Raw genomic sequence first — 25,006 nt, 5'->3', positions numbered from 1 at the left:
CAAGATTTTAAATAAGTACTTTAACCGAACTTTAACAAATAGAAGTCTGTTTATTAACATATAAAGGAATAATTTTGCAGGTAATGAATACTAAAATCATTTTTTTATCGTTTCTTATTGTTTTTACATTCTCAAACATATTGTCTGGGCAGGAAAACTATAGAACTTTAGTCTATGAAGGTAATCAGAAATTTAACGGGAAAGACTATGACAGAGCGTCTTCCAAGTATATGGAAGCCGTAAAAGTGAATGAAAAAGACTTTACCGCTCATTATAACCTGGGAAATGCTTTATATAAAAGCAAGAAGTATGAAGAGGCCAAAGCAGAGTTTGACAAAGCCCAGAAGCTTTCGCAGACGCTGCCGGATAAAACGGCTGCTCTTCATAACCTGGGGAATACGTATATGCAGATGAATCAGCCGGAAAAAGCAGCTGATTACTATAAGCAGGCTCTGAAACAGAACCCTTATAATGAAGCAACCCGGAAGAACTATGAAATTGCCAAGCTGAAAGAAAAAGAAAAACAGCAGCAGCAGAAAAACGAACAGAACAATTCAGGAAAAGGCGGCGGTGGAAATGATCAGAATAAAAATGATGATCAGAAAGGCGACAACAAAGATCAAAAGCAGGATCAGGGCAGCGGCCAGCAGAATGAAGGGAAAAGCGAGCAAGGAGACACTCCTAAGCAAAATCAGGATAATGAAGGGAAAATGCCTAAGAACCTTGAAAATGCTATATTAGATAAAGTGAACGAAAAAGAAAAAGAAACCGCCAGAAAAATCTTAAATAAGAATTCTTATTCGGTGCCGCAGAGCAACGAAAAAGATTGGTGATGCAGCAAAAACTGATTTACATATTATTCCTTTTGACCTCCGTAATTTCTTACGGACAGGTCAATCTTTTTATGGAATCTGATAAATCAGAATACAACGGAAAGGATATTGTAAACCTCACCATTGTTCTGGAGCTTAACGGTATCGATCTTGAACCGCAAACCCGTTTCCAGCTTCCCGACCTTTCAAAATTCAATATCATAGGTAGCGGATCAATGACCAATACATTGATCGATCCGGCTACCAATACACTCATTACCCAGAAGATTTCAAGAATTGCCCTTGAGCCGAAGAAAAAGGTAAAATCAAGATCGGGTCTGTTCTGGTAACCGTTAATAATAAAATTTACAAGACAGAGCCTTTTGATGTGAATATCAAGGATATCATTGATAAAAGATCTCTTGCCAGCAGTCTTTCCAATGAAGTCTATCTTAATATGGAGATAGAAGACCGCGAAGTGTATCAGGATCAGCCTACAGTAGCGGTATTGAAGGTTTATTCTAAAAATATGGACAACCTCAGAAAAGTGAAGGACGTTCATCTTCCCCGTCAGAATAATATCAATGTGCATCCTATCAGCTTCAGCAAATCGGAAATAGACCCTTCGGGATCAAATAATATGGCTTCGCAGGTTCTGGCTGTATTTATGGTATTTCCTAATGAAGCAGGATATGTGGAGGTTCCGTCTGTATCGGCATCGGTAAGCACCTATTCCAATAAGAATAAAATCCTTTCCAATAAGGTAAAACTTAATGTAAAAAGACTCCCTGAAGGATCGCCGGATTACTTTAAAAATGCGGTTGGGAACTTCAATGTGAGTGTATACAATGCATCAAAAGAGAAAATAGAGGTTAAAAAGCCGATTAATGTAGTGGTGAAAGTTTCAGGAGAAGGCAATCTTCCGGATATGCATCTTCCTAAAATTGTTTCTTCACCCGATTATGAAGTGTTTGCTCCTAAGATCACCTCTAAAGTAGTTCCTGGAACTACGGGAATGAAAGGGAGATTCTGGCCAATTATGTTGTGATTCCTAAAAAGGCAGGAGCTATTTCGATCCAGACTGAGAAATTTGCATTCTTCGATCCGGCCAGCCGCGAATATGTGGACCTTGGCCAGAAAACGCTAGACCTGAATGCTTTTTCCCATGACCAGATCTTGGAATCGCGTACTACCGTTGAGAAGGTAAACGAATATACCAACACGCTTCTTGAAACGGTTGACACACCGGTTCTGAAAACAACGACCTTTAAAGTAAAAGAAAAAAGTAAATTCCACTGGAATATCCTTTTAACCAATATTTCTATTCTTGTAGGGTTATTTATTATGTACCTGCTATTCAAGACTTGGCAAAAAAAACGAGCGTTAGTTAAAGAAACGGCATCCCCGAAACCGCTGGGTTCTGTGGCTGAAACGGAAAAGGAGATCAGAGAAACACTGAAAACGGATATTAATGATTATTTCAGCTATTTGGAAAATCTTAAAGATAATGAAGATTATCAAAAATTCTTTGATACCCTGGAAGAGATGGATATTGATGTAAGAAAACAGTATTTCCAGAGTTCTTCCCAGGATTTCAAACTCTTCCTGGAAAGCTACAAAGGTTCTGCGGTTGCTGAAGAATACAAGAATCTTTTACAAAGAATTCAGGTGGAGAAATACTCTCCTTTGAAATCTGCAGAAGGAATGGAGGATCTTTTAAAAGCAGTTGTTAATTTGTATTCACAGATTAGCAAATAATCAATTTTTTTCATATTTTTGCGAAATTTTTAATTACAAAGAGATGGAAATACTTAATGATTTTTCTATTAAAGAGATTGTTACCTGCTTTATGGTTCTTTTTGCCGTAATTGATATTATCGGCTCTGTTCCTATCATCGTAAGCCTCCAGCAGAAGTTTGGCCAGATAGAAGCGGGAAAAGCATCTATTACTGCCGGACTGATCATGATTGTTTTTCTTTTTGTGGGAAATAAAATCCTTAAGCTGATAGGAGTAGATGTGAATTCGTTTGCGATTGCCGGTGCTTTTGTGATTTTTATCATAGCCCTTGAAATGATCCTGGGTATCGAGATCAACAAAACTACGGAAGCCAAAGCTGCATCCATCGTCCCTATTGCGTTTCCGCTGGTTGCTGGGGCAGGAACTTTAACGACAACGTTATCGCTCAGAGCTGAATTTCACGATATTAATATTATTTTAGGAATTGTTCTCAACACAATTTTCGTATATTTGGTGCTGAAATCAGCGAAGTGGCTGGAAAACAAAATGGGGAGGCTACCCTGTCTATTCTTCAGAAAGTTTTCGGGATCATCCTTTTAGCGATTTCAATCAAATTATTCACCGCTAATTTTGCCCAGTTGGTGCAGAACTATATTAATTTTTAAGTATCATGCAGAAGTTTTATAAAGTATTTCTAGTTGTATTTATCGTTTTTATTGCCATCAATCTTTATGCATTAGACTGGCAGACGGATCTTTTATCAGAAGATAACCTGAAGTTTGTATTTTCAATTGCTTCAGCGGTTCTTGGCCTTATTTTGCTTTTTGTACTGGATACATGGAGCAGGATTGGTGCTAAGAAATAATTCAGAATCACATTATTCTATATAATATACCTCTTTCTTTGGAAGGAGGTTTTTTGTTTTCTGATGGAAGGTGGCTTCGAGAGCCTCAGCCACCAGTAATCTTGTACAAAGTTTTAAATGATAGCTTTTAAGCTTAATAGATAAATGAGAGAAAATAGTATAAGTAGAGAAAAAGTCGTAGGTGGCTGAGGTTCTCGAAGCCACCTTAAAAACAATGAGATTCTTTAAGATCGCTTCCGATTTCAGTTCCGTTTCCCTCCATTCTTTTTCCGGGCTGCTCTGGGCTGTGATGCCGCCACCTACGAATACGTGTACGGAATCTTTGTAAAGCCTTGCGCATCTTAAGTTGACAAAATACATGATACTTTCATCCGTTTCTACTTTAATAAAGCCGGCATATAGTTCGCGGGGAAATTTTTCAAGTTCCTGAATACTTCTTTTGCAAAAATCCTTTGGAATTCCGCAGACTGCCGGGGTAGGATGGAGTTCATTAATGAGGCTGTCCAGATCTTCAGGATTTATTTGGGCTTTAAAATCTGTTCGCAGATGTTTGATATTTCCCGAAATATGGTCGTAAGTCTCTGATATTTCTATATTTCCGGAATAGTTTCTAAGTGTATCCTGAATATAGGAAGTTACAGGCTTTTGTTCTTCAATTTCTTTTTCTGTCCATTCTTCAGATACGGGAAGTGTTCCCGCAAGGCTCATGGTTTCAAATTCGTGAGTTGTTTTGTTGAATTTTCCCAGTGTTTCTGAAAAAGCTCCCATCCATGCATTTTGTCCGTCATTAAATAGATACCTGAAGGCATTAGGATAAGAGGTACAAAGTTGTTTAAAACTCTCTTTAAAATCGATTTGATTAAAATCCTTAAAGATATTTCTTCTTGAATATACAAGTTTTGGAAGCTTATGATCTTTAATCACCGCAATAACCTGATGGAGACTGTCGATATATTCTTCCTTGGTCTCTGCATTGAAAAAGCTTTCGTCTTTCAATAGATTCTCACTGGTAATGGTATCCTTTTCAAACTTTTCGGAAGCATTGATAATACCCCCTTCAAAACCGATCTGCCTTAAGAGGTCAAAAGAATGAAACTGAACGGATTCTCCGTTTGAATTCTGATAAGTGGAATATAACGTTTCATCGAAGGGAAGTTTGAAGTAAATCATGAGCTGTGGATAGGTTTTGAAAATCACCGGCCGAAAAATATAACAGGAAATTTCCGGGTGATTTTCCTTTCAGCAAAGGTATTATTAGTCTTAAAAATGTCAAAATTTAAAAGCTGTTTTTTAACGAAACATTTCTTATATCATATTTTCGGAAATAAAAAAAGGCCCAATTTTTCTTGAGCCTTTATTATAGTAAATATTTTTAGGATTATCTAAGAAGAATATTATTTGTCATCGTTGTATGATTGATAAGTACTCCTTTTTCATCCCTGATCTCGATTTCGGAAACATGCATTGTTTTTCCTTTTCTGATAAAGCGTGCCGTAGCTGTTACAATTCCGTCTTTTTTGCTTTTAAGGTGATTGGAATTGATATTCGTTCCCACTCCGTAATACTTACTGCCGTCGATGAAAATATTGGACAGGCTTGAACCTAAAGTTTCCGCCAGCACACAGCTTGCTCCTCCATGGAGGATCCCAAATGGCTGGTGTACTTTAGGCTGTACAGGCATTGTAGCTGTCAGGGTTTCGTTTTCAACGTCAATATCGATGAATTGTATTTCAAGTGTTTTAGCTAATGTTACCCCGTTTCCCCAGTTGTTCAAGAACGTAAGGAGCTCTTCTTTGGTCTGACCTTTCATGTTATAAATGATGAATGATAAATGATAATTGATTCAATAAGTAAAAGTAATTTTGCTAACTTCTAACTTCTAACTTCTAACTTCTAACTTCTTCCTCGCTTCCGCTGCCCATAATATTCGGATTCCAGTTTGCAGGAATTTTAGGAACGATGTCGTATTTTACATAGTAATCCTGGATTTCTGCCATAATCTCGGAAAACGGAACTGAAGCAATTCTTTCATAAGGGATGGTATAGCCCAGATAAACAATTTTTCTTTTGAAATCACCTGCAGCCAGGACGATGGGAACTTTTGCAGCCAGGGCCATATGATAAAACCCTTTTCTCCACTTCGGTACCCAGCTTCGTGTTCCTTCAGGAGTAATAACAAGACTGAAATCTTCCTTTTCAAATTGTCTGGCAACAAAATTCACCAGGTCATTTTTCTGGCTTCTGTCGATACCAATACCCCCAAGCCCTTTTACCACACTTCCATACCATGCTTTGGTGTGGGCATCTTTAATGATGATTTTCAAAGGCTTTTCTAAAGACCAGTAGGCAAGATTTCCTAACAGATATTCCATGTTGTGGGTATGGGGGCTACCACAAGGATACATCGGTTCAGGCTTTTTGCATCGCCCTGCAGGACGACTTTCCAGCCCAGCATCTTTAACATTAGTTTACCTATCAGTTTTTTCATATAGCTTCAGATTAAAAACAAAAAAGTATAACCTATTTGGTTATACTTTACAAATATATTGAAATATTATCGCTCTTAAAACAAACCGCTGATGAAATCTACGATTTTCATAACAATTTCTAATGCAACTTGTACCATGGTTAAGGTGTTTTTAATGATTTGGTTAATTATTTTTTAACTATACGAATGTATAACATTTTTTTAACATAGCGAACTAAATAGTAAGTTTTTTTGCAATCTCTGAGAGAAGAAGAGTGTGAATTTCAAACGGTTGCCATCCATTCACACCTTCCTGCACTCTCTGAAGTTAATTATTTAGTTTGTATGGAAATTTCGTCTTTTCCGTCTTTGATTTTGATGTCTACGTTTTTGTTCATCTTTTTGATGCTAGACTTCATGGAATCAATGACCTGGTCTGCCTGTGCTTTCGGAACTTTTTTTCCGTTGATGATCAGGCTGTCTTTATCATCAGAGTTATATTCTATTGTAGAACCATTTACAGAAATTTTATTTTTTTCTATTCTGATTTTACCGTTTTCATCTTCGTCCTGGTCATTATCATTGATTCCGTCTCCGTTGAGATCGCCATCAAAATCCATTCTGTCTTTTTTTAATGGGATTACTACTGATTTTGCAGGGATCACCAACTCATAATCAACACTGTAATCTCTGAATCTGTGTTCATAAGGATATTTTACATAGTTGGGAAGAATGATCTTATTGTTGATGATATCTACCGGAACATTTACGTTCAATGGAAGGTTGTATCCTTTTGCCTCTTTTTTAATGATCAGATATGGAGTTTTAATATCAACTTTTCTTGTCACTTCTACATGGATCCAGTCTTTTTGTAAACCGAAACCTTGTCAGAGTAAAGATCATCGTCATACCCTGTGAAGTTTTGAGGAATTGCCACTTGCTTTACATCTACATATAGCGTGTCTGAAGTGGTATTGATAGAAACTTCTTCTGTATCTTCCTTGTGGCCTTTCAGGAACATTTCTTTTTTAGCCATGCTTACTCCGAAGAATGTCCCCAGACATATTACTGCTAAGAATAATGCTCCTAAAACCCAACCGATATTTCTTAACTTGGTTTTTGGTGAAAAGATCTTAATACTTAGTAAGCTGAAAAGAACGGCAGGAATTAAAGATCCAACGATAATTAATGCTAAAAATACATTGTAAAGCCCATCGTTATCAAGAAGGAATTTCATTTCATCAGCTCCGGGAAAGTTTGAATCAATTCCGAAAAGGCCAAAGACTACAAACACACCTATAATGCTGCTTAAAGCCATAAATGCGAAGAAGATTCCTATAATATATTTTAAAACATTCCAGACTCCGCTTCCAGCATTGCTGATGTAAGGTTTATTTTCAGTGTAAATTTCACCAGCTCTGGTTGTTGTCTCGTTGGCGAATTGCACAATTTTACTGGATTCTTCCTTTAAATTATCAAAATTCAATGGTTTTCCTTTCATTTTCAAAAAGTCTGATGCAGTTTCTGCTTTAGGTAATACTGCCCAGAGAATAAAATATAAAAGGATAACTAAAAGCGAGGATCCAGGGGCAACCCAAAGGAAAAGAAATGCACCTACCCAAATTAATCTCATCCAAGTAATGTCCATACCAGAGTATGCAGCTAAACCTGCACAAACTCCTGCGATTTTTTGTTTTTCAGGGTCACGGAACAATTGCTTTCTATCAGAATAGGTAGTTCCTGTAGTATTTTGTCTGTTGCTGTTTTTTTCAGAATAGTAAGCTTCTTCCTGCTCTCCGATCTTTTCAGGAGTACCGATCTGAGCAATTACTCTTTCTACGTCTCCATCGTTGATGACTTCTCTTTTACCTAAAGAATCTTTGAAGATTTCAACCATTCTGATTTCTATGTCGTGCATTACCTCTTCTGCTTCTGAAGCGTCTAACGAGCTTCTAAGAGCATTCAGGTAATCGCTGAGCTTTATATATGCGTGTTCTTCTATAGTGAAAGAAAAACCTGCGAGTCCTATTGAGAGTGTCTTGTTCATAGCTTTGTTTTTTAATTTTTTTGTGTGATTTGGTTTACTGAATCTGTCAGTTCTGCCCAGGTATTTTGAAGTTCGTCCAAGAAGAGTTTTCCTTTTTCTGTGATCTGGTAATATTTTCTTGGTGGTCCTCCGGTAGATTCTTCCCATCTGTAGGAAAGGAACTCGCCATTTTTCAGTCTTGTAAGGAGAGGATAGAGGGTTCCTTCCACTACATCCAGTTTTCCTTTTTTAAGTTCATCGATAAGGTCGGAAACATACATTTCGCGATGATTGATGAGACTTAAAATACAGAATTCCAGAATTCCTTTACGCATTTGCGCTTTGGTATTTTCAGTATTCATCTTTAATAAGTTTTGTTAATTAGTTATATTTTCAGAATAATGTTCCTAGCTAGATGAACCTATTCCGATTTTACATTACAAAGATATGTAAATAAAATGGTATTATGCAATACAAAGTAGTGAAATTATTTTTAGTTTTATATTAACTTACTGATATTCAGTAGTATAAATTTTAGTTGAAATTTGTCATGAATTTGAAATCAGTTAAAATCGGCTTTGAGATTTTAATTTTTTGTACTTTTGAGTAAGATTTTACAGAAAGAATTCAGTGAAATTGTTTAAAACAAAGCACAACTCAGATGAATCACAAAATAATATTGCCTATTATCCTTTTCGGAAACTTTTATTGGGCTCAGAATCAGTTCGAGTTAAAAGATGCTTCGAAGAATTATGATGTAAAAATCAACGTGGAAACCTGCGAAAACAATGAATGCAGTGGAAAATCAACTGTTGAGCTGCTGGACAAGAAGACTTCCGGAAAATTTCAGACCTTAACTTCAGAGAATTTAAACTTCTATCTGAACGAGGATCAGAAACCTACTGCGAATATCATTCAATTATATAATGAACAGAGTCCATTGATTTTTGATGATTTCAATTTTGACGGAACAGAAGATATAGCCATCAGAAACGGAAATGAAAGTGGGTATGGAGGCCCTTCTTATGATGTCTACGTATTTAATAGTACTAAAAAGCAAATGGTTCTGAGTGAGGAATTAACCGCCCTGGCTTACGAAAATCTGGGAATGTTCAATACGGATTCTGAGAGAAAAAGATTAATTACCTATTCCAAATCAGGTTGCTGCTGGCATCTCACAACGGAATATACGATAATTCCGCAACGCGGATTGTTTAAAGTATATGAGCTGGAAGAAGATGCAACCGGCGGAGAAACTGTAAAAGTGACCAAAAAAGAATTCATCAACGATCAATGGATAAAGAATATTAAAACTTATCCCATCAACGAATATTATAAGAATTAACAATGAAGATACAGAAGGAAATCGATTTTATCCTGGCAGTAGATGCCCTGAAAAACGTACAAAGAAGAAATTATAATGCCGACGATTCCAGAAGGGAAAATACGGCAGAACACTCATGGCAGATCATTATTCTGGCCCAGATCCTTTATCCATACGCTAAAAATAGAGTGGATATTGATCTTTTAAGAGTAATAAGAATGCTTTCCATTCATGATCTGGTAGAAATAGAAGCAGGTGATACTTTTATTTTTGACGAAAAAGCAATGGTAGGAAAATTCGAGAGAGAGAAAATTTCAGCCCGGAAAATTTTCGGAATCCTGGATGAACCTTTACGTACCGAATTTTTTGAGCTATGGCTTGAATTTGAAGAAGAAAAGACCCCAGATGCTATTTTTGCCTGTTCAATCGACCGTATTATGCCTTTTATCTTGAATTCCCATACTTCAGGAAAAAGCTGGACAGAAGCCGGTGTTACCGAAAAACAGATCAGAAATATGCTTGAACATGCGATCACGAGGGCATCAGATGAAATGGGAGAGGCCTTTGAGATGTTGTTGAGTAAAAGCCTGGAGACAGAAAAAGTGATCAGATAACCGGTTTCTGATAGGTTTGAAAAATAGTTTCGGGCGGCCGCAGGCCGCCCGAAACATTTTTTTATAATCATCATTACATGATCCTGATCGGCTTTTTAAATTCATCAATGGCTACAAACGTAAAATCGCCTACAATAGCTCTTTCTCTTTCATAAGAGTACATCTGTTCCGTATAGATCTCAACATTCACTTTCATACTGGTTTTTCCCACATAGGCAACCTTCCCGATCAGCTCAACAATTGTTCCGGCAGGAATAGGTTTTTTGAAATCGATCTTATCGCTGCTTACGGTTACCACTCTTTTTCTTGCAAAACGTGTTGCGGTGATAAAAGCAACTTCATCCATCAGCTGCATGGCTGTACCTCCGAAAAGAGTATCGTAGTGGTTGGTGGTATTCGGGAAAACCGCTTTAAAAATTCTGGTTTCGGATGCTGCAATTCTTTCTTCTGTAGTCATATTTCATTATTAATTAATGCGAAATGAAATATTATTAAAATAACAGAGCAGAGACAGGAATCAAAGGAATCCCTGAAAACAGTCCATCAGATCAATAAACTTCAGATCGCGAAAGTTTCTTGTTTAAAGAAAAGGCAGGTCTCCTGACTTGTAACATCTTTTACCTCCTTCCCGTGCCTGCACAGTGGATCCGTGGTAAAGACTTCAGTTACTTACAGTTGCGCGACAGTCCGTGATTTTCACACGGTTCCCTTTTAATCTGCGTTAAGCAGAACCGGTTTCTGTGATGAATTAGCGTTAAAACTTTTTCAGGACAAAAATAAGAATATTACAGAAAAAAACGGCAATTATTCCGGACTATTGTAAATAATCTGGCTCATTACCCTTCCTTCCTTGATGGTCCAGAGAGTGGTGTACCTGTTTTCACCGGAACCATTGATCATATAAAGATAGATATGGTCATTGTCAAGGGCAGTTACCCCGATATTGTTAAAATCCATGGTAGGCTGGAACATATTTTTTATGGCTTCCCTTACAAAAACAGAACCTCTTCCGGGCTGCTGAACCCTAATGGATTTGATCTCCGTCATTCCTTCAGGAAGTGCATCTTTGATTCCCCACGGCTTTATTTTATCGATGGTAAGAATTTTTCCGTCTGCATCTTTTTCCTGCTTTCTGTAACCGGCATTGGAAGGATAAATATCGATAACAACCTTCGTTCTTTGGGCAGTCGGTATTTTCGGATTGCTATTGTCTGTGAAGATAAGTGATTTCCCGTTCTTGGATTTTGAAGGCGTGAACTGAGGAAGCTGATCGATGAAGGCAACACGCCCCTTATTGACCATTCCTTCTTTCTCAAGATTCTCATATCTCACAAAAGGCTTTTCATCGTCCTGCTTTTCAGGATATTTGATCCAGATCCATTCCGTTTCTCCCGGTGCAGGCTTTACATAAACAAATACATCCCCTTTACGCATCCGGATCTTGTCTACAATTTTTCTGTAGTCATCCTTGTGAACACGCACATTGGCGTAGCCTTCTTCAGCTTTTACAACGCCGAAAGGAACCTTACTCTGTCCCTTCACAAATGATAAGGAAAATAGACTGAAAGCGGATAAGTACAATGCTTTGTTTACGGAAATCATTCTATGAAATTTTTGATCCTTCAAATATATAAATTAAATGCTTTTTTACTCCGTAAAATATAATGGTATTTGATTAAAATTATCAATATTTCCTGAAAAGCGATATGAAACTTATTATTGGGAACCTAATCTCAATTGATCTAGCTTTTTGGAAGATACTTAAATTGCTGCAGTTCTTTAACATCTTTCACCTTTCTCAGGTAAGTTTCAGACAGAAGGTAAATATCATCAGCCATATCCAGAATAACATTGTAGTTATGATCAGAGATAATGATTCCCTTATTTTTTGATTGGGATTTAATGATTAATTTCAATTCTTCCACAGCTTTTGGAGAAACACCGCTGAAAGGCTCATCCAGAAGAACAAATGCGGAGTCGCAATAGATAATGATCAATGTTTCAACAATTCTTTTCTCGCCACCTGAAAGATTCCTGGAAGTTTTATCAAGAAATGGCTGTATCATTTTTAAACCATATAGAAGTTCTGTATTTTCTTGGGTACAGAATAAAGGGATAAGCTTTCTGATCCTGCATTCCTTGGGAAGAAAAGAAGAACTTTGCGGCAGATAGGCAATTTTGTTTTTCCTGTCAGACTGGTTTTTAAGAATGGAATTATTAAACTTAATAAACTGCGTATCTCCTTTTACAGTTCCGAAGATAATCTCCAGCAGGGTAGATTTCCCATTGCCGGATGAGCCGAATAGAGCCGATATTTTTCCTGTTTCACAGCTTAGATAGACATCCTGCAAGATTTTTCTCTGGCCAAAGGATTTGGTAACACTATCAACGTGAAGCCTGTTCATAAGAATTTGCTCATGATTTTAATAATTAAACCTAACGACAAAGTGAGCACCCACAAAAAAAGTTTCGAGAAACCGAAATGAGCATAAAAATAATATTCACTTTTAAGTCTGATATCATAAATAAAGAAATGAAGAAGCGGAAAGATCAGGAAAAAACACAGTCCGAAATTTTCAATACTGAACTGACTTAAGAAAGAGATCAAAAGTGAAAATAAAACAGCTGGAATGATTAGCTTTCTGTAAAAAATCCAGAGAACTGATAAATTTTTATCCATAAATCAAAAGTAAAACAAAATTCGGTTGGATAAGATTAATGTTTCAGGAAAATAAAAATAGCGCTGAAACCACAGCGCTATTTTATAAATAAGTAGTAATAAGTCTTCAATTAATAATTGCCTCATCAATCATCAAATCGCCACATCATCCCATCAACAAATCAAATCCTCTCCAATTCATCCGCATTAATCGTCGTCTTGAAAGTTCCGTAATTCACGATTACTTTATTTTTTGAAATCTTTTCAATGGTCCCTACGCTGGTGCTTCCTGCAATACGTACACGCTGACCTTCCTTCATCCAGACGGCACGGTCGGTTTTGCGTTTTTCTTCCAGCTTTTCATTGGTTTCGGCAATCTTTTCGATCACTTCTTCCTTATTAAGCTGTTGCGTAATTTTTCTTTTCACCACCTGAAGACGTTTCGATTCATCTTTATCAGCGCCTATTTTCCTGAATTTCTCCTGTTCAAGCAGCTTCACAAAATCTTTCACGACATCTTTCCTCGATTTACCCTTTACATAACTGTCGATGAACGTTTCAATCTTGTTCCCGAACTGAAGCTTACGGTGTTCCTCTTCATATAATTTCTGAAAATTGAAAAGCTTCTGCTGCAGCTGCTCGTTCAGCTTCTGAAGATTATCGCGCTTATCTTCTACAGATTCTTTTCTTTCGGCAAGATCCGTTTTCAGTTTTTCAACCTCAAATTTTTCCTGCTGAAGCTTTACAATGGTTTTATCCAGATTCACGATATCGTGTTCAACCTTCTTTTTCGCAGCATGGATGATAAACCTTGGAATCCTGTTTTTCTCGGCAACTTCAAAAGTAAATGAGCTTCCTGCCTGTCCCACTTCCAGTTTGTACATGGGCTCCAGTGTTTCTTCATCAAAAAGCATCGCTGCATTTTCAGCATGCGGAAGCTGTTCTATCACAAGCTTGATGTTTGTATAGTGTGTGGTGATGATGGCAAAACTCTTCTTATCATAGAAATATTCCATGAAACTTTCCGCCAGCGCACCGCCAAGCTCCGGATCAGAGCCTGTCCCGAATTCATCAATTAGCAACAGGGTATTGCTATCAGCTTCACGGATAATTCCAGCCATTTTCTTCAGTCTCGAAGAATAGGTCGAAAGATGGTTTTCAATCGACTGGTTGTCACCGATATCCGTCATGATCTTTTCAAAAAAGAACATTTCAGATCTTGGATGTACCGGTACCAGAACTCCGCTCTGGATCATCAGCTGAAGCAGTCCAACGGTTTTCAGGGTAATGGATTTCCCTCCTGCATTCGGCCCGGAAATACAGATGATTCTGTTTTGATCCGTCAAACTCAGAGTTTGTGGGAAAATAGTTTTGTTTTCTGCCTTATTTCTCAGCCATAACAGCGGATGGAAGGCATCTTTAAGCTTTAATGTTCTGTGACGGTTGATCTTTGGAAGGATTCCGTTAACCAGTTCAGCAAATTTTGCCTTTGCTCTCGTAAGGTCAAGCTCAAAAATATAGACCTGGTATCTCCACAGCTGGGGCTGGAACTCAGCCAGTTCAGCAGTAAGCTTTCTTAAGATCTTGTCGATCTCTTTTTCTCTTCCTCTTCATTTTCACGAAGCTTGAAGTAATGTTTTACCACACTGTCCGGCTGGATGTAAGTAATAGAACCGGTTTTTGAAATTCCCAGAACTCTTCCGGCCACCCTTTTCTTGAATCCGGATTTTACTGCTAAAACCCTTTGATCTTCAATAATCGTTTCGCGGATATCATCCAGAAATTCACTTTGTCCGTAATTAAATAAAGCTCGGTTGAAATTTTCCTGAATGGCTTTTTTAGCCACCTGGATTTCAGAACGAAGCTCTTTCAGAACCGGAGAAGCATCACTTTTTACTTCCCCAAAACGGTTAAAGACCTTATCTATCTTGTCAATAATCTCTTTTTTGAATTCCAGCTCAGAAACATCTTTTATCAGGTTAGGAAAAGTGTCGGGCATGGTTGGGAAAAACTTCTGAAGTTTTCCTATTTGTTCAGTTAAGGTTTTTATTTTGATGAAAGCACTGTTTTCCAGACGGTAATTCTCGATCAGCATTAATTTCAGCTCACTTTCGATATCTTCATATTCATCGAACGGAATTGCATTTGAACTTTCAAAACTCGAAAGATATTCCGACGTTTTTTTCAGGGAAAGTTCCGCCTCATCAATTTCCATGGGACGAAGTTGAAGAATTTTTTCTCTCGTTTTCGGAGAATACGCAAATGGAGAGATCTCCGCGAGCAATTGCGGAAACTCTAATTCGTTTAAATCTTCTTTATTTATATACACACTGCAAATTTAGTGAGAAAATGTGATTATTACGTATATTTGAGATATTTACAAAATTAATGATTGAAACTAAGCGATTAAATTTAAAAAAGATCAACGAAAGCCACGTTGAAGATATTTTGCGGATCCGTAGCAATGAAGTCATCAACCAGTTTTTGGCGAGAAATCCACCCAAGAACAATTATGATGCGCTTCAGTTTATCTTAACCATTAAGGAAAGAATTCAAAATAACCAAACGATTTATTTGGGAATTTCTCTAAAAGATCAGCCTAATCTTATCGGAACGATCTGCCTCTGGAACTTTTCTGAAGGCAGAAAGACGGCCGAAGTAGGGTATGAACTCTTACCTGATTATCACAGAAAAGGTATCATGTCGGAAGCTTTGGAAGCGGTTTTAGAATTCGGATTTAATGAACTGCACCTTCAGGAAGTAGTGGCAATGACCCACAAGTCTAATATAAGCTCGAAAAATCTTCTGCTGAAGCATCATTTTGTTTTGGAAGAGGAGAGAAAAGATGAAGACTTTCCTGATAATATTGTTTTTAGCTTAAAGAAAAAAGAGCTTTTTACGCTATGAAAAACGAAATAAAATCGTTAACAGGACTTAGAGGTATTGTAGCATTATGGGTAACTTTTTTTCATTTCAGTTATTTTAAAAATTTTTGGATCCAGTCTGTAATTGGGAAAGGATATGTGGCAGTAGATATTTTTTTCGTACTTAGTGCTTTTCTGTTAGCTGTTTCATACTCCGGAAAATTTCAGCATCTGACTTTTGATGGAGTAGAAAAGTTTTACAAAAAAAGAATCAATAGAATCTATCCCGTATATTTTTTCTCTATTGTTTTTATCATTTTATTTATCGCAAAAGATCCTTCTTGGCCGGAATTTCTGATTAATGCTGGATTGGTACAGTGTTTTTTTAATCCCAATTATTTATTAAATGAAGTGTACTGGTCATTAAGTACGGAGTGGATCTGTTATCTTATATTTCCTTTTATGCTTTGGGCCATACTCAGGTATAAAATAAACAGTTGGTTTCTTATTATATCAGGGCTGGTTTTAAGATGTATCGTTCCTTATCTGCCGGATATTTACTTTGATCATGCACCGCTTACGGGAAATAAATCTTCGCAATATCTTGATATTGTTTCCGGGGTAAGCTCTTTGGTACGAACAATATCATCTTATTTTTTAGGAATTGGTATTGCATTTTTACCGGAAATTAGAGCTAAGAAAAATAATTTCGTTGTGTATGGTATTGCTATTTTATTTTTTTTGCTGCTCTATACAGCGAGAGGCTTGTTCTTTATTCCTTTATTGTCTGCAGTAATTATCAAACATTTGTATTCGGAAAGAGAAAGTCTTATCAAAACTTTTTTAGAAACAAAAGCAGTATATTTTTTAGGAAATATTTCTTATTCATTGTATATTATTCATTATATAGTAAGGAAGCAAAAAATAGTGATTATAGATTCTTATCACCTCAATAACTTTCTTTTGATTGGTCTTTCAATATTATTGTCCTATTTTTCTTATATCCTTATTGAAAGAAAGGTGAAAATATTTAAAATATAACTTGTATTTTTTAGGATCATTTTGTTTTGGAAGAATAGAAAAAAGATGAAGACTTTCCAGATAAACTTTCCAGTCAGAGACAAGCGAAATTTGATATTGCAGATATTTAATTTATATTTGATTTTTTATCAGACTAACCATGAAAAAAGTTTTAATAGGTATTGTTGCGCTGGCGGCTGTTTTCTTTGTTATTCTTCAGGTCTTCACCTGGTATAACGGAAATAATATCATGAGTAATCAGGCTGTTTTTAAAATCTATATGGGCGTAAAAGATGAAGATATGGATGAATATTTTGGAGTAGAAAAAGGCACATATGATAAAGAAAATCATATGATTGTTTGTAATCTTCCTGTTCAGCCTGCACCTTTTAAGCAATACCAGCAAGTTGTTGACTTTGATATTAACAGTATCGACTGTAATGAGAAATATGTGAAAGGAGATTATGTAAAATATGACAAAACTGAGCTCAGCGATGATCAGAATGCTACACTTTTTATAATCGATAAAAACTATTCGCGGCCTGTAGGAATGATTGATAATCAGCTGGAAGATAAAAACAGCGGGATTGTGGCTTCAAGACAGGTACATCTCGATTACCAGATGGCAGCCATCAACCATATCGTTTTAGCCAAAGACAGAGTGTACGAATATTGTAATAAATAGATAGAAATGACCTGGACAGAAATTTTAGCACCCATAAAAAATACGGAATATTTTAAAAACCTTTGGGAAAAGGTAAAGCAGGAATATGCAACCACTAAAGTATTTCCACCTAAAAGTCAGATATTCAGAGCGTTGGAAATAACTCCCTTTGAAGACGTTGAAGTGGTAATCCTGGGACAGGATCCTTATCATAATGATTATCAGGCTAATGGTTTGTGTTTTTCCGTTTCAGAACAGGTAACGGCGCCGCCATCGCTTAAAAATATCTTTACAGAATTAAAAGACGACCTTGGCATTGAAAGGACTTCCAAAGAACTGGATGATTGGGGCAGGCAAGGCGTTTTATTACTGAATGCCACTTTAACGGTACGTGCCCATTCTCCCAATTCCCACAAAGATTTAGGATGGGAAAAATTCACAGATTTTATCATCAAAGAAATTTCAGATAAAAAAGAAAACGTGGTTTTTGTGCTTTGGGGAGCTTTTGCACAGAAAAAAGCCGAACTCATTGATCCGGCTAAACATTTTATCTTAAAATCGGCACACCCGTCACCTTTTTCGGTACACAGAGGTTTTTACGGAAGCAAGCCCTTCTCGAAAATTAATGAGTACTTAATTTCAAAGGGAAAGAAACCTATCTCCTGGTAGTTTCCGATCTTGTTGCTCCGGTTTTGGTGAATTTGATTCCGATTCTGTATTTTCCTTCCAAAGCTTTTGCCCCTCCGTCGGATTTCGGGAACGGACTTACCTCTTCCAGAGAAATGGTATATCCATTGAAGCCTTCAGACTGATGATAGTTTCTTCCAGCATTATCCATAGTGGCAAGATTTAAGGTCACAGGTCTGGAAGTAGTGCTCATTACTTCTACCTGTGCTATGGCAACGCCTGCCCAGATGCAGTTGACTCCTTCAGGACAGCGGCTGTCTTCAGAAATCCCTTTGAACGTAACATTCATTTGATATTTTGGAAGAAATTTATTTTCTCCCTGATTAAAATAAATGATACCTTCTTTTTCTGAAGCTTTCGTGCTTTTTGTACCGGCAGTTGTACCTGCTTTTACTTCCGGTGTTTTTGCCTTCTTCTGGGCATTGCAGCCTGCTAAGGTCAGCATTCCCAAACTTAATATAATGGCTTTATGAAACATATTTTTTCTTTTTTTGATGTGAATTTATTTATCATTAATCTGTTATAGCTGCAATGCCGGAAATCTGGCATCCTGCATTAAATTCCATCCTCATGCTTCCAGCTTCTATCTAAATTTTATTCCCTTTTGCTTAAATAACACCAAGCATATTCAATACTACTACCAAAAACATTGCCACACCTACCACAAGGCTGAAACCTGTTCCGTAAATGAAGCCGATAAATACTCCTTTGGTCGACTGTAAGGCCTTATTCATATCCTTGCTGTCGTGAAGAAGTTCCCCGATAAATACACCGGCAAACATTCCTATAAGAAATCCTAATGGAATAGGAATAAAAATTCCCACGATGGTCCCGATGATCGATCCGATGCTTCCCCAGCGTGTTCCTCCATACTTTCTGTTGGTTTTTGCCGGAATTACATAGCTGAGTACTACAGAAATAAGTGTAAGGATCACAAAAGCCCAGATATAAATCATAGGAAGGTCGGCATCCGTCCCGAATTTATAGATCAGAAGACCGCAGATACTCAGTACAAGCCCTGGAAGTACAGGAAGAAAAGTTCCCAGAATACCGAGAACCAATAAAATGAGACAGAGAATATTAATTAAGGCTGTATCCATTCTTTAAAATTATCTATGCAAGATAGGAAAAAAGAAATTTTCAGGAGCCTTTTTCATATTTGGGATGAAAATTGATGGTCAATAGTAACATCATCATTCTTTATTTATAAATTTGCTGTAATGAAAGACGAGATACAGGACACGAAAAGCTTTTTGCAGGAAATAAGCGATCAGCTTTATATTTATATCAGCCAGGTAACGCCCGGCGGTATGGATTGGGTCGTTCATATTATTGTTAAACTAGGGCTGTTGTGTGCCGTGTTTTTGGTAGTGGATTTCATTTTTAAATTTGCTATTAATTTTGTTTTCAGATTTTTTAAAAGTGATGAAAAATATCCGGTTATCCGGTCTGTATACCAGTCTAAGATCTCCAATTCTGTGGCTCATTTTGCTGCACTTCTGGTTGTAGGAGCCGTCCATCCTTCTATATTTCCTGCCACAGCACTTCCTAAAACCAATATTTTCATCAACAGATCCATCAATTTAGGTCTGGTTATGATTCTGGCGGGTATGCTTTACAGATCATTGACAGGTTTCAGGTATTTCTTCACCATAAAGCAGGATTTTTATAAGATTATGGCACTGAATGCCATTTCGGAAACTGTAAAGATCCTGGGAATCTTCATTTTTTCCGTGGTAGGGCTCTGTGTAATATTCGGGATCAAGGGAACGACTATTGTGGGAAGTCTGGGAGCCATTACTGCCGTACTGGTTCTTGTTTTCAGGGATACCATTTTAGGTTTTGTAACCGGGATCCATGTTGCTACCTCCAAAAATCTTAAAGTAGGGGACTGGGTAAGTATTCCGAAGTACAGCATCGAAGGAAATATTACGGATATAAGCCTTCTGACCACAAAGATCACCAATTTCGATAAAACAGTTTCAACCATTCCTACTTATGATCTCCTGACCACGGAGATTAAAAACCTTCAGGTGATGTCTGAATCCAATACCAGAAGGATCAAGAAATCCATTTATTTCAATATCAATTCCTTTAAATTTTTGAACGAAGAGGATATTGAACGTCTGAAAGAAATCAACCTGATTTCAGGCTATCTGGAAGAGAAAACACAGGAAATTGAACAGGAAAAACAAAATCTGCAGCATAATAATAAAACCATCAATGGAAGGCAGCTTACGAATATCGGGGTTTTCAGATATTATGCACAGAAATATATAGAAAATGATCCTGATATAGACCAGAAAGGAGCAAAAATGGTCCGCCAGCTGGATATTACCCCGCAGGGGCTTCCGCTGGAAGTGTACTGCTTCTCAAACGATTCCAAGTGGGAGCATTTTGAACAGATTCAGGCAGATATTTTTGACCATCTGCTGGTTGCTTCCAAGGAATTCGATCTTCAGGTAATGCAGATAAGTGTAAAGGTTTGATGAATCAATGTTTATACAGATCTCTAAAATTAATTTAATTATGATAATAAAGGAAAAAGTCCGGTATGCAATGAATGACTTCGAGCTTCCATCTTTAAACTTCCATCCTTATTATCCACATCTCAATAAAAAATGACAAAACTAAGCGTAAACATCAATAAAATTGCGACGTTAAGAAATGCAAGAGGAGGCGAAACACCAAGCGTAACAGAAGCGGCAGTGAAAATTCAGGAATTTGGCGGACAGGGAATTACCATCCACCCAAGACCTGACGAAAGACATATCACCAGAAAAGATGTGTATGACCTGAAACCTCTGGTTACCACGGAATTTAATATTGAAGGAAACCCTCACCGCTCTTTTATTGATATGGTTCTTGAGGTAAAGCCGGAACAGGTAACGCTGGTTCCTGATGCAGACGATGCTATAACATCCAATGCAGGCTGGGATACCAGAAAGCATCTGGATTTTCTGACTGAAATTATTGCAGAATTCAAGAATGCGGGAATCCGTACCTCTGTTTTTCTTGATCCGCTACCGGAACTTGTAGAATATGCAGCAAAATCAGGAGCTGACAGAATTGAGCTGTATACTGAAGCTTACGCAAAAAATTACCTTGCCAACAAAGAACAGGCTATAAAACCTTATTATGAAACAGCATTGGTCGCAACCGAGTTTGGTTTAGGAATCAATGCCGGACACGATCTGAGCCTCGAAAATTTAAAATACTTTGCTGATCATATTCCCAATCTTCTGGAAGTTTCCATAGGTCATGCTTTAATTTCTGAAGCACTTTATATGGGACTTGAAAATACGGTTCAGGCCTATTTGAAACGTTTGGCAAAATGGTAGAAAAGGAATTAGAAATTAGAGGTTAGTGTTGAAGATGTACTTTAAATATTAACCCCAACCCCTAATTTCTAGCTTCTAACCTCTAACTTCTAATCTTTAAAAAATGGACATCTTAAACTCAAAAATATTTGGCGAAAACCTTACGGTAACGCCACTACTCGTATTTCACGGGCTATTTGGAATGCTTGATAACTGGGGAAGTTTCGGGAAAGACCTGGGTGAATACCTGCCCGTACATCTGATCGATCTGAGAAATCACGGCAGAAGCTTTCATTCCGAAAGCATGTCGCATGACGATCTGGCTGATGACATTGCCCGCTATATGGATCATTACGGAATTCAGAAAGCACATGTCCTGGGGCATTCTCTGGGAGGAAAAGCGGTCATGCAATTTGCCCTGAAATACCCTGAAAGAGTAGAAAAACTTATTGTCGTGGATATTTCTCCAAAAGCCTATCCACCACATCATCAGGGAATTATTAAAGCTCTTGAGACCGTAGATTTCGATACGGTAAATTCAAGAAGCGAAGTGGAAGCAGTATTGAGCCAATATATTCCTGAAAAATCTACGATTCAGTTTTTAGCAAAAAACCTGTATTGGGATGACAACAAAAAACTGAACTGGAGGTTTAATCTTAAAACCTTATCGGAAAAATATAACGAATTTGTTTCCAATGCTGTTAAATTCGGAGTTTTCGAAGGCGATTCCTTGTTTATTGCAGGGGAAAAATCAAATTATATACTTCCTCAGGACGAGTACGGAATAAAACAGCAGTTTCCGAAAGCTAAAATAGTTACGGTTAAAAATGCAGGACATTGGGTTCAGGCTGAGAATCCGGTAGATTTTGCGAAAGTTGTTAAAGAATTTTTGAATTTGAATTAATTTATTTCCGTTTTTCAATAGATTTAGTTAAATTTTTCTTAAAATAAAAATATTATTTCCCCGTGTGTTGAAATTTTTTGTACTTTAGTTTTGTATAAAAACTAAATATAATAACTTATGGAAAAGAAAAATTCAAAGAAACCATTCTTCGCTTCATTTTTAGAAAAACAAATCAGCGATCCTGAAAAAATTCAGGGTGGGGCAGTTACTACACCGACTACAGATATTGTTACTATACCTGAAAGGGATAATGTTACAACATCACCTTTTCTCGACAATGCAACAACTCCGTTAAAGGATCAGGTGGTAACCATGAAGTATCCGTCTGACAGTGATGAGTCCGGAGAGTTAGATATTCTTTAAACCGGAATAAAAACAATAACCTAACTCAAAGACTATGAAAGACGAAAATTCAAAAAAGAAGCCGTTTTTTGCCTCATTCCTGGAAAAGCAGATTAAAGATCCGGAAACCATTCAGGGTGGCGGCATTATTTCAAACACAGATAACGACGTCGTTACTGCACCTTCTGTTGATAACGTTACCGCACAGATTTTTGATCATGTGACTCATCCAAGCAAGGATCTTTTGGTAACCATGAAGTATCCTTCAGACGGTGATGATGATGTAGTCTAAATTTCTAAAAAATACAAGTTATAAGTATATTTTCAACCAAAACTAAATTATTATGAAAAACAAAGATTCAAAAAAGAAGCCGTTCTTTGCTTCATTCCTGGAAAAGCAGCTTAAAGATCCTGAAACCATTAAAGGAGGCGATACAGGGATTATCACCGACACTTTAAAAGATTCCATCACAAAACCATCTGTTGATGTGGTAACTTCGCCTAAAGATGATATGATGCATACGCTGAAATATCCGTCTGACGGAGATGATGATGCTCCAATTATTCCACTGGACTAAGAACCTGAAATACTAATCGTATTAATACAATCATACCAAGGAAACTTACCACTAAGTTTCCTTTTTTAATAAAAAGCGGCCAATGATTCTCTGCATTACCCATTCACAGGATTTTTATAATATTGATCTTTTTTTTGCATATCTTGACTCTAAAAATATTCCGTATTTCAGGCTGAATTCCGACCGTATGAATCATCTCCAGAAGATCAGTGTGAATGAAGATTCGTTTGAACTGACCGATGAATCCGGAAATACCATTCATTCCGGAGATATCAAAGGAGTATGGCACAGAAAAGCCTGGGGAGTATCTGTTCCCGAAGAGCTGGACGAAGATTACAGGAAAATATTCCTGAGTGGTTACACCAGCCTTCGCTACAACCTTATTACTGTTTTAGAAAACATTCCATGGATCAATCCTTATGAAAATGAAAGAAAAATTGATGGAAATAAAATGCTTCAGCTGAAAATTGCCAAAGAAAATCATTTAACCGTTCCTGAAACTATTTTCTCCAATGATGAAGAAAAGATCACTGCCTTTTTTCATGAATTCTGCAACGGGAAAGCAGTCGCAAAACTGCACAGCCTGACGGCAAAAACCATGAACGGGGAAAATCTTATCTCAACAATGATCATTGAAGAAGATACCCTGGAGCATATTGCAGATATTTCATATTGTCCGATGATCTTTCAGCCGTATATTGATAAAGAGTATGAACTGAGGATCGTTTATATAGCCGGAGAGTTTTTCACCGGAAAGATCAATAACAGTGAAAATGCAGACTGGAGGGTGGTACAGGGAAACTATGCCTGGTCGGCCTATGAACTGCCGGAAAATATCAAAGCTTGCCTTGCTTCAATGATGGAGGAAATGGGGCTTTATATCGGAGCAATAGACATGATCCGGGGAAAAGATGGAGAATATTATTTCCTTGAAGTAAATCCGCAGGGAGAATGGGGAATGCTGCAGAAAGAGCTTGGTTTTCCCATTGCAGAAAGAATCGCCGATAACCTTATAAAAAGAATCAATAACCCATGAATAAAATATTAATCATTACACATACAGCAGATAATTTTTCAATTGAAAAAGTAACGGAATATATAGAAAAAAATGGCTGCGAGGTCATCCGTTTCGATGTGGATCTGTATCCTATACAAAATAAACTTTCAACCATATACCAGGATGGAGAGTGGATCAGCATTCTTGAAACAAAAGAGGCAAAATACCGTCTGGACGACATTGCTGCCGTTTGGTACAGGAGAGCCTATAATATCGGAAGCGGGGTAAAACAAGAAATGGATAAAAGTTCTATGGCGCTGCCATGGGTGAGATCCGCAATACGCTTTTCGGATTTATAGAGTCTGTAGATGCTTATGCGCTGGGAAAACCGGGTATTTACAGAAGACTGGACAGTAAAGAAGAGCAGCTTAAAATTGCAGTTAAATTAGGACTTAAGATTCCTGAAACCTGCCTGACGAACAATCCGGAGGAAGCAAGGCAGTTCATCCTTAAACATCAGAATGTGATCGCTAAAATGCAGACCGGTTTTGCGATTTACGAAGATGGAGTGGAAAGTGTAGTCTTTACCAATGTCGTTAACGAAGACAAGCTGGAGGAATTGGATTCGTTGGTATATTGCCCGATGCAGTTTCAGAAAAAATTGAAAAGAAAAAAGAACTTCGCGTTACCATTGTAGGGCAGGATGTTTATGCTTTTGAAATAGATTCCCAGCAGTCTGAAGATGCGAAAGTCGATTGGAGAAAAGACGGGGTGAATTTGCTTACCAAATGGGTAAGGACAGAGCTTCCGGCAGATGTTGAATCGAAGCTTCTGGAACTTTTAGATGTATACAATGTGGATTATGGTGCCATAGACATCATTGTTTCCCCTGAAGACGAATATTATTTCATTGAGATCAATGCGGCCGGTGAGTTCTTCTGGCTGGATAACCTGACGGAAGAAAACCAGATCTCCAAGAGCATTGCAGATGTTCTTTGTGACAAGGCTCCGAGAAGAAATAATATGGTGATGGCATAAAACAGAATGCAATCTAAATATAAAAGGCACAAAAGGTTAGTACTTAGCTTTTGTGCCTTTTTTTGTTTAATAGCTATGTGGGATTGT

The 25,006-nt window shown here is 37.3% G+C and carries 29 protein-coding genes, 4 pseudogenes and 1 riboswitch; of the genes and pseudogenes, 22 read left to right on the top strand and 11 right to left on the bottom strand.

What is annotated here, in order from left to right:
* Positions 1 to 140 precede the first annotated feature (140 nt).
* From N4G44_RS14605 to N4G44_RS14580, 6 genes and pseudogenes are all read left to right on the top strand, one after another.
* Positions 141 to 833 (top strand): tetratricopeptide repeat protein, encoded by a 693-nt coding sequence (locus tag N4G44_RS14605; protein ID WP_474927948.1) that lies wholly within the window; start codon positions 141 to 143, stop codon positions 831 to 833.
* Positions 833 to 1,162, top strand: a complete 330-nt coding sequence (locus N4G44_RS14600; RefSeq protein ID WP_474927947.1) for a hypothetical protein — start codon at positions 833 to 835, stop codon at positions 1,160 to 1,162. The genes N4G44_RS14605 and N4G44_RS14600 overlap by 1 nt, the downstream gene beginning before the upstream one ends.
* A 38-nt stretch (positions 1,163 to 1,200) precedes the next feature.
* Positions 1,201 to 1,860, top strand: coding sequence for a hypothetical protein (locus N4G44_RS14595; RefSeq protein ID WP_474927945.1), 660 nt, complete (start codon positions 1,201 to 1,203; stop codon positions 1,858 to 1,860).
* Positions 1,857 to 2,570 carry a hypothetical protein gene (locus N4G44_RS14590; RefSeq protein ID WP_474927944.1) on the top strand — a complete coding sequence of 238 codons (714 nt, stop codon included), beginning with the start codon at positions 1,857 to 1,859 and terminating at the stop codon, positions 2,568 to 2,570. The genes N4G44_RS14595 and N4G44_RS14590 overlap by 4 nt, the downstream gene beginning before the upstream one ends.
* A 43-nt stretch (positions 2,571 to 2,613) precedes the next feature.
* A pseudogene (locus tag N4G44_RS14585) lies at positions 2,614 to 3,215 on the top strand (MarC family protein).
* A gap of 5 nt (positions 3,216 to 3,220) precedes the next feature.
* The gene (locus tag N4G44_RS14580) at positions 3,221 to 3,415 is read left to right on the top strand and encodes a hypothetical protein (RefSeq protein ID WP_111960738.1); all 195 of its coding nucleotides are present in this window, start codon (positions 3,221 to 3,223) and stop codon (positions 3,413 to 3,415) included.
* Between the two features lie 12 nt (positions 3,416 to 3,427).
* On the opposite strand, the gene N4G44_RS14575 is transcribed toward N4G44_RS14580, so the two are convergent.
* The 5 genes and pseudogenes from N4G44_RS14575 to N4G44_RS14555 form a co-directional block, all read right to left on the bottom strand.
* Positions 3,428 to 4,585 (bottom strand): chorismate-binding protein, encoded by a 1,158-nt coding sequence (locus N4G44_RS14575; RefSeq protein ID WP_474927941.1) that lies wholly within the window; start codon positions 4,583 to 4,585, stop codon positions 3,428 to 3,430.
* 208 nt (positions 4,586 to 4,793) lie between these two features.
* Positions 4,794 to 5,225, bottom strand: a complete 432-nt coding sequence (locus N4G44_RS14570; RefSeq protein WP_073060589.1) for a PaaI family thioesterase — start codon at positions 5,223 to 5,225, stop codon at positions 4,794 to 4,796.
* A 76-nt stretch (positions 5,226 to 5,301) separates the two neighbouring features.
* Positions 5,302 to 5,903, bottom strand: a pseudogene (locus N4G44_RS14565) (1-acyl-sn-glycerol-3-phosphate acyltransferase).
* Between the two features lie 311 nt (positions 5,904 to 6,214).
* A pseudogene (locus N4G44_RS14560) lies at positions 6,215 to 7,929 on the bottom strand (PspC domain-containing protein).
* Between the two features lie 11 nt (positions 7,930 to 7,940).
* Complete coding sequence (locus N4G44_RS14555; RefSeq protein WP_040998703.1) at positions 7,941 to 8,270, bottom strand: PadR family transcriptional regulator; 330 nt, start codon at positions 8,268 to 8,270, stop codon at positions 7,941 to 7,943.
* 299 nt (positions 8,271 to 8,569) lie between these two features.
* On the opposite strand from N4G44_RS14555, the gene N4G44_RS14550 reads away from it, so the two are divergent.
* Entirely contained in the window at positions 8,570 to 9,253 is a 684-nt protein-coding gene (locus tag N4G44_RS14550) for an XAC2610-related protein (protein WP_474927939.1), read from the top strand.
* A 2-nt stretch (positions 9,254 to 9,255) separates the two neighbouring features.
* Positions 9,256 to 9,846 carry an HD domain-containing protein gene (locus N4G44_RS14545; RefSeq protein WP_474927938.1) on the top strand — a complete coding sequence of 197 codons (591 nt, stop codon included), beginning with the start codon at positions 9,256 to 9,258 and terminating at the stop codon, positions 9,844 to 9,846.
* Positions 9,847 to 9,919: 73 nt separating this feature from the next.
* Here the strand turns inward: N4G44_RS14545 and N4G44_RS14540 are convergent, their stop codons facing one another.
* The 4 genes and pseudogenes from N4G44_RS14540 to N4G44_RS14525 all read right to left on the bottom strand — a co-directional run bounded on the left by N4G44_RS14540 (position 9,920) and on the right by N4G44_RS14525 (position 14,834).
* Positions 9,920 to 10,303, bottom strand: a complete 384-nt coding sequence (locus tag N4G44_RS14540) for an acyl-CoA thioesterase (RefSeq protein WP_040998710.1) — start codon at positions 10,301 to 10,303, stop codon at positions 9,920 to 9,922.
* Between the two features lie 116 nt (positions 10,304 to 10,419).
* Positions 10,420 to 10,598: riboswitch (cobalamin riboswitch) on the bottom strand.
* A 52-nt stretch (positions 10,599 to 10,650) separates the two neighbouring features.
* Entirely contained in the window at positions 10,651 to 11,448 is a 798-nt protein-coding gene (locus N4G44_RS14535) for a hypothetical protein (protein ID WP_474927936.1), read from the bottom strand.
* 140 nt (positions 11,449 to 11,588) lie between these two features.
* Positions 11,589 to 12,251 (bottom strand): ATP-binding cassette domain-containing protein, encoded by a 663-nt coding sequence (locus N4G44_RS14530; RefSeq protein ID WP_474927935.1) that lies wholly within the window; start codon positions 12,249 to 12,251, stop codon positions 11,589 to 11,591.
* A gap of 436 nt (positions 12,252 to 12,687) precedes the next feature.
* Positions 12,688 to 14,834, bottom strand: a pseudogene (locus N4G44_RS14525) (endonuclease MutS2).
* Between the two features lie 59 nt (positions 14,835 to 14,893).
* Between N4G44_RS14525 and N4G44_RS14520 the strand changes: the two are divergent.
* The 4 genes from N4G44_RS14520 (at position 14,894) to N4G44_RS14505 (ending at position 17,722) form a co-directional block, all read left to right on the top strand.
* Positions 14,894 to 15,412, top strand: a complete 519-nt coding sequence (locus N4G44_RS14520; RefSeq protein ID WP_474927933.1) for a GNAT family N-acetyltransferase — start codon at positions 14,894 to 14,896, stop codon at positions 15,410 to 15,412.
* Positions 15,409 to 16,410 carry an acyltransferase family protein gene (locus N4G44_RS14515; protein ID WP_474927932.1) on the top strand — a complete coding sequence of 334 codons (1,002 nt, stop codon included), beginning with the start codon at positions 15,409 to 15,411 and terminating at the stop codon, positions 16,408 to 16,410. The genes N4G44_RS14520 and N4G44_RS14515 overlap by 4 nt, the downstream gene beginning before the upstream one ends.
* A 139-nt stretch (positions 16,411 to 16,549) precedes the next feature.
* A complete protein-coding gene (locus N4G44_RS14510; RefSeq protein ID WP_474927930.1) occupies positions 16,550 to 17,074 on the top strand; it encodes a hypothetical protein in 525 nt (174 codons plus the stop codon).
* A gap of 6 nt (positions 17,075 to 17,080) precedes the next feature.
* The gene (locus N4G44_RS14505; RefSeq protein WP_474927929.1) at positions 17,081 to 17,722 is read left to right on the top strand and encodes a uracil-DNA glycosylase; all 642 of its coding nucleotides are present in this window, start codon (positions 17,081 to 17,083) and stop codon (positions 17,720 to 17,722) included.
* Here N4G44_RS14505 and N4G44_RS14500 read toward each other — a convergent pair.
* Both N4G44_RS14500 and N4G44_RS14495 read right to left on the bottom strand, forming a co-directional pair.
* Positions 17,709 to 18,218, bottom strand: a complete 510-nt coding sequence (locus N4G44_RS14500) for a hypothetical protein (protein ID WP_474927927.1) — start codon at positions 18,216 to 18,218, stop codon at positions 17,709 to 17,711. The genes N4G44_RS14505 and N4G44_RS14500 overlap by 14 nt on opposite strands.
* 130 nt (positions 18,219 to 18,348) lie before the next feature.
* Entirely contained in the window at positions 18,349 to 18,840 is a 492-nt protein-coding gene (locus N4G44_RS14495) for a DUF456 domain-containing protein (protein ID WP_474927926.1), read from the bottom strand.
* 120 nt (positions 18,841 to 18,960) lie between these two features.
* Here N4G44_RS14495 and N4G44_RS14490 point away from each other — a divergent pair, with 120 nt between their 5' ends.
* From N4G44_RS14490 to N4G44_RS14445, 10 genes are all read left to right on the top strand, one after another.
* On the top strand, positions 18,961 to 20,229 hold the full coding sequence (locus N4G44_RS14490) for a mechanosensitive ion channel family protein (protein ID WP_474927924.1): 1,269 nt from the start codon (positions 18,961 to 18,963) through the stop codon (positions 20,227 to 20,229).
* Positions 20,230 to 20,361: 132 nt separating this feature from the next.
* Positions 20,362 to 21,081, top strand: coding sequence for a pyridoxine 5'-phosphate synthase (locus N4G44_RS14485; protein ID WP_474927922.1), 720 nt, complete (start codon positions 20,362 to 20,364; stop codon positions 21,079 to 21,081).
* A gap of 103 nt (positions 21,082 to 21,184) precedes the next feature.
* A complete protein-coding gene (locus tag N4G44_RS14480; RefSeq protein ID WP_474927919.1) occupies positions 21,185 to 21,964 on the top strand; it encodes an alpha/beta fold hydrolase in 780 nt (259 codons plus the stop codon).
* Positions 21,965 to 22,081: 117 nt separating this feature from the next.
* Entirely contained in the window at positions 22,082 to 22,327 is a 246-nt protein-coding gene (locus N4G44_RS14475; RefSeq protein WP_040998734.1) for a microviridin/marinostatin family tricyclic proteinase inhibitor, read from the top strand.
* 34 nt (positions 22,328 to 22,361) lie between these two features.
* Positions 22,362 to 22,598 (top strand): microviridin/marinostatin family tricyclic proteinase inhibitor, encoded by a 237-nt coding sequence (locus tag N4G44_RS14470; RefSeq protein WP_474927918.1) that lies wholly within the window; start codon positions 22,362 to 22,364, stop codon positions 22,596 to 22,598.
* 52 nt (positions 22,599 to 22,650) lie between these two features.
* A complete protein-coding gene (locus N4G44_RS14465) occupies positions 22,651 to 22,884 on the top strand; it encodes a microviridin/marinostatin family tricyclic proteinase inhibitor (RefSeq protein ID WP_474927917.1) in 234 nt (77 codons plus the stop codon).
* Between the two features lie 82 nt (positions 22,885 to 22,966).
* Positions 22,967 to 23,920, top strand: coding sequence for an MvdC/MvdD family ATP grasp protein (locus N4G44_RS14460; protein WP_474927915.1), 954 nt, complete (start codon positions 22,967 to 22,969; stop codon positions 23,918 to 23,920).
* Entirely contained in the window at positions 23,917 to 24,240 is a 324-nt protein-coding gene (locus N4G44_RS14455; RefSeq protein WP_474927914.1) for an MvdC/MvdD family ATP grasp protein, read from the top strand. The genes N4G44_RS14460 and N4G44_RS14455 overlap by 4 nt, the downstream gene beginning before the upstream one ends.
* Positions 24,204 to 24,578 (top strand): hypothetical protein, encoded by a 375-nt coding sequence (locus tag N4G44_RS14450; protein WP_474927911.1) that lies wholly within the window; start codon positions 24,204 to 24,206, stop codon positions 24,576 to 24,578. The genes N4G44_RS14455 and N4G44_RS14450 overlap by 37 nt, the downstream gene beginning before the upstream one ends.
* Complete coding sequence (locus N4G44_RS14445) at positions 24,518 to 24,919, top strand: ATP-grasp domain-containing protein (RefSeq protein ID WP_474927909.1); 402 nt, start codon at positions 24,518 to 24,520, stop codon at positions 24,917 to 24,919. The genes N4G44_RS14450 and N4G44_RS14445 overlap by 61 nt, the downstream gene beginning before the upstream one ends.
* Positions 24,920 to 25,006 lie beyond the last annotated feature (87 nt).

The organism is Chryseobacterium sp. GTID13 (assembly GCF_056172655.1).
The sequence above is the reverse complement of the archived record's forward strand: the minus strand, read 5'-3'. Positions and strand labels throughout refer to the sequence as shown.

Bases quoted from the DNA above. Each gene is read 5' to 3' on its own strand.
- N4G44_RS14580 (WP_111960738.1), top strand. From the start codon at position 3,221: ATGCAGAAGTTTTATAAAGTATTTCTAGTTGTATTTATCGTTTTTATT.
- N4G44_RS14545 (WP_474927938.1), top strand. From the start codon at position 9,256: ATGAAGATACAGAAGGAAATCGATTTTATCCTGGCAGTAGATGCCCTG.
- N4G44_RS14535 (WP_474927936.1), bottom strand. From the start codon at position 11,448: ATGATTTCCGTAAACAAAGCATTGTACTTATCCGCTTTCAGTCTATTT.
- N4G44_RS14520 (WP_474927933.1), top strand. From the start codon at position 14,894: ATGATTGAAACTAAGCGATTAAATTTAAAAAAGATCAACGAAAGCCAC.
- N4G44_RS14485 (WP_474927922.1), top strand. From the start codon at position 20,362: ATGACAAAACTAAGCGTAAACATCAATAAAATTGCGACGTTAAGAAAT.
- N4G44_RS14455 (WP_474927914.1), top strand. From the start codon at position 23,917: ATGAATAAAATATTAATCATTACACATACAGCAGATAATTTTTCAATT.
- N4G44_RS14530 (WP_474927935.1), bottom strand. From the start codon at position 12,251: ATGAACAGGCTTCACGTTGATAGTGTTACCAAATCCTTTGGCCAGAGA.
- N4G44_RS14450 (WP_474927911.1), top strand. From the start codon at position 24,204: ATGGGTGAGATCCGCAATACGCTTTTCGGATTTATAGAGTCTGTAGAT.
- N4G44_RS14495 (WP_474927926.1), bottom strand. From the start codon at position 18,840: ATGGATACAGCCTTAATTAATATTCTCTGTCTCATTTTATTGGTTCTC.
- N4G44_RS14490 (WP_474927924.1), top strand. From the start codon at position 18,961: ATGAAAGACGAGATACAGGACACGAAAAGCTTTTTGCAGGAAATAAGC.
- N4G44_RS14460 (WP_474927915.1), top strand. From the start codon at position 22,967: ATGATTCTCTGCATTACCCATTCACAGGATTTTTATAATATTGATCTT.
- N4G44_RS14570 (WP_073060589.1), bottom strand. From the start codon at position 5,225: ATGAAAGGTCAGACCAAAGAAGAGCTCCTTACGTTCTTGAACAACTGG.
- N4G44_RS14575 (WP_474927941.1), bottom strand. From the start codon at position 4,585: ATGATTTACTTCAAACTTCCCTTCGATGAAACGTTATATTCCACTTAT.
- N4G44_RS14515 (WP_474927932.1), top strand. From the start codon at position 15,409: ATGAAAAACGAAATAAAATCGTTAACAGGACTTAGAGGTATTGTAGCA.
- N4G44_RS14505 (WP_474927929.1), top strand. From the start codon at position 17,081: ATGACCTGGACAGAAATTTTAGCACCCATAAAAAATACGGAATATTTT.
- N4G44_RS14510 (WP_474927930.1), top strand. From the start codon at position 16,550: ATGAAAAAAGTTTTAATAGGTATTGTTGCGCTGGCGGCTGTTTTCTTT.
- N4G44_RS14475 (WP_040998734.1), top strand. From the start codon at position 22,082: ATGGAAAAGAAAAATTCAAAGAAACCATTCTTCGCTTCATTTTTAGAA.
- N4G44_RS14500 (WP_474927927.1), bottom strand. From the start codon at position 18,218: ATGTTTCATAAAGCCATTATATTAAGTTTGGGAATGCTGACCTTAGCA.
- N4G44_RS14555 (WP_040998703.1), bottom strand. From the start codon at position 8,270: ATGAATACTGAAAATACCAAAGCGCAAATGCGTAAAGGAATTCTGGAA.
- N4G44_RS14600 (WP_474927947.1), top strand. From the start codon at position 833: ATGCAGCAAAAACTGATTTACATATTATTCCTTTTGACCTCCGTAATT.
- N4G44_RS14465 (WP_474927917.1), top strand. From the start codon at position 22,651: ATGAAAAACAAAGATTCAAAAAAGAAGCCGTTCTTTGCTTCATTCCTG.
- N4G44_RS14480 (WP_474927919.1), top strand. From the start codon at position 21,185: ATGGACATCTTAAACTCAAAAATATTTGGCGAAAACCTTACGGTAACG.
- N4G44_RS14540 (WP_040998710.1), bottom strand. From the start codon at position 10,303: ATGACTACAGAAGAAAGAATTGCAGCATCCGAAACCAGAATTTTTAAA.
- N4G44_RS14470 (WP_474927918.1), top strand. From the start codon at position 22,362: ATGAAAGACGAAAATTCAAAAAAGAAGCCGTTTTTTGCCTCATTCCTG.
- N4G44_RS14550 (WP_474927939.1), top strand. From the start codon at position 8,570: ATGAATCACAAAATAATATTGCCTATTATCCTTTTCGGAAACTTTTAT.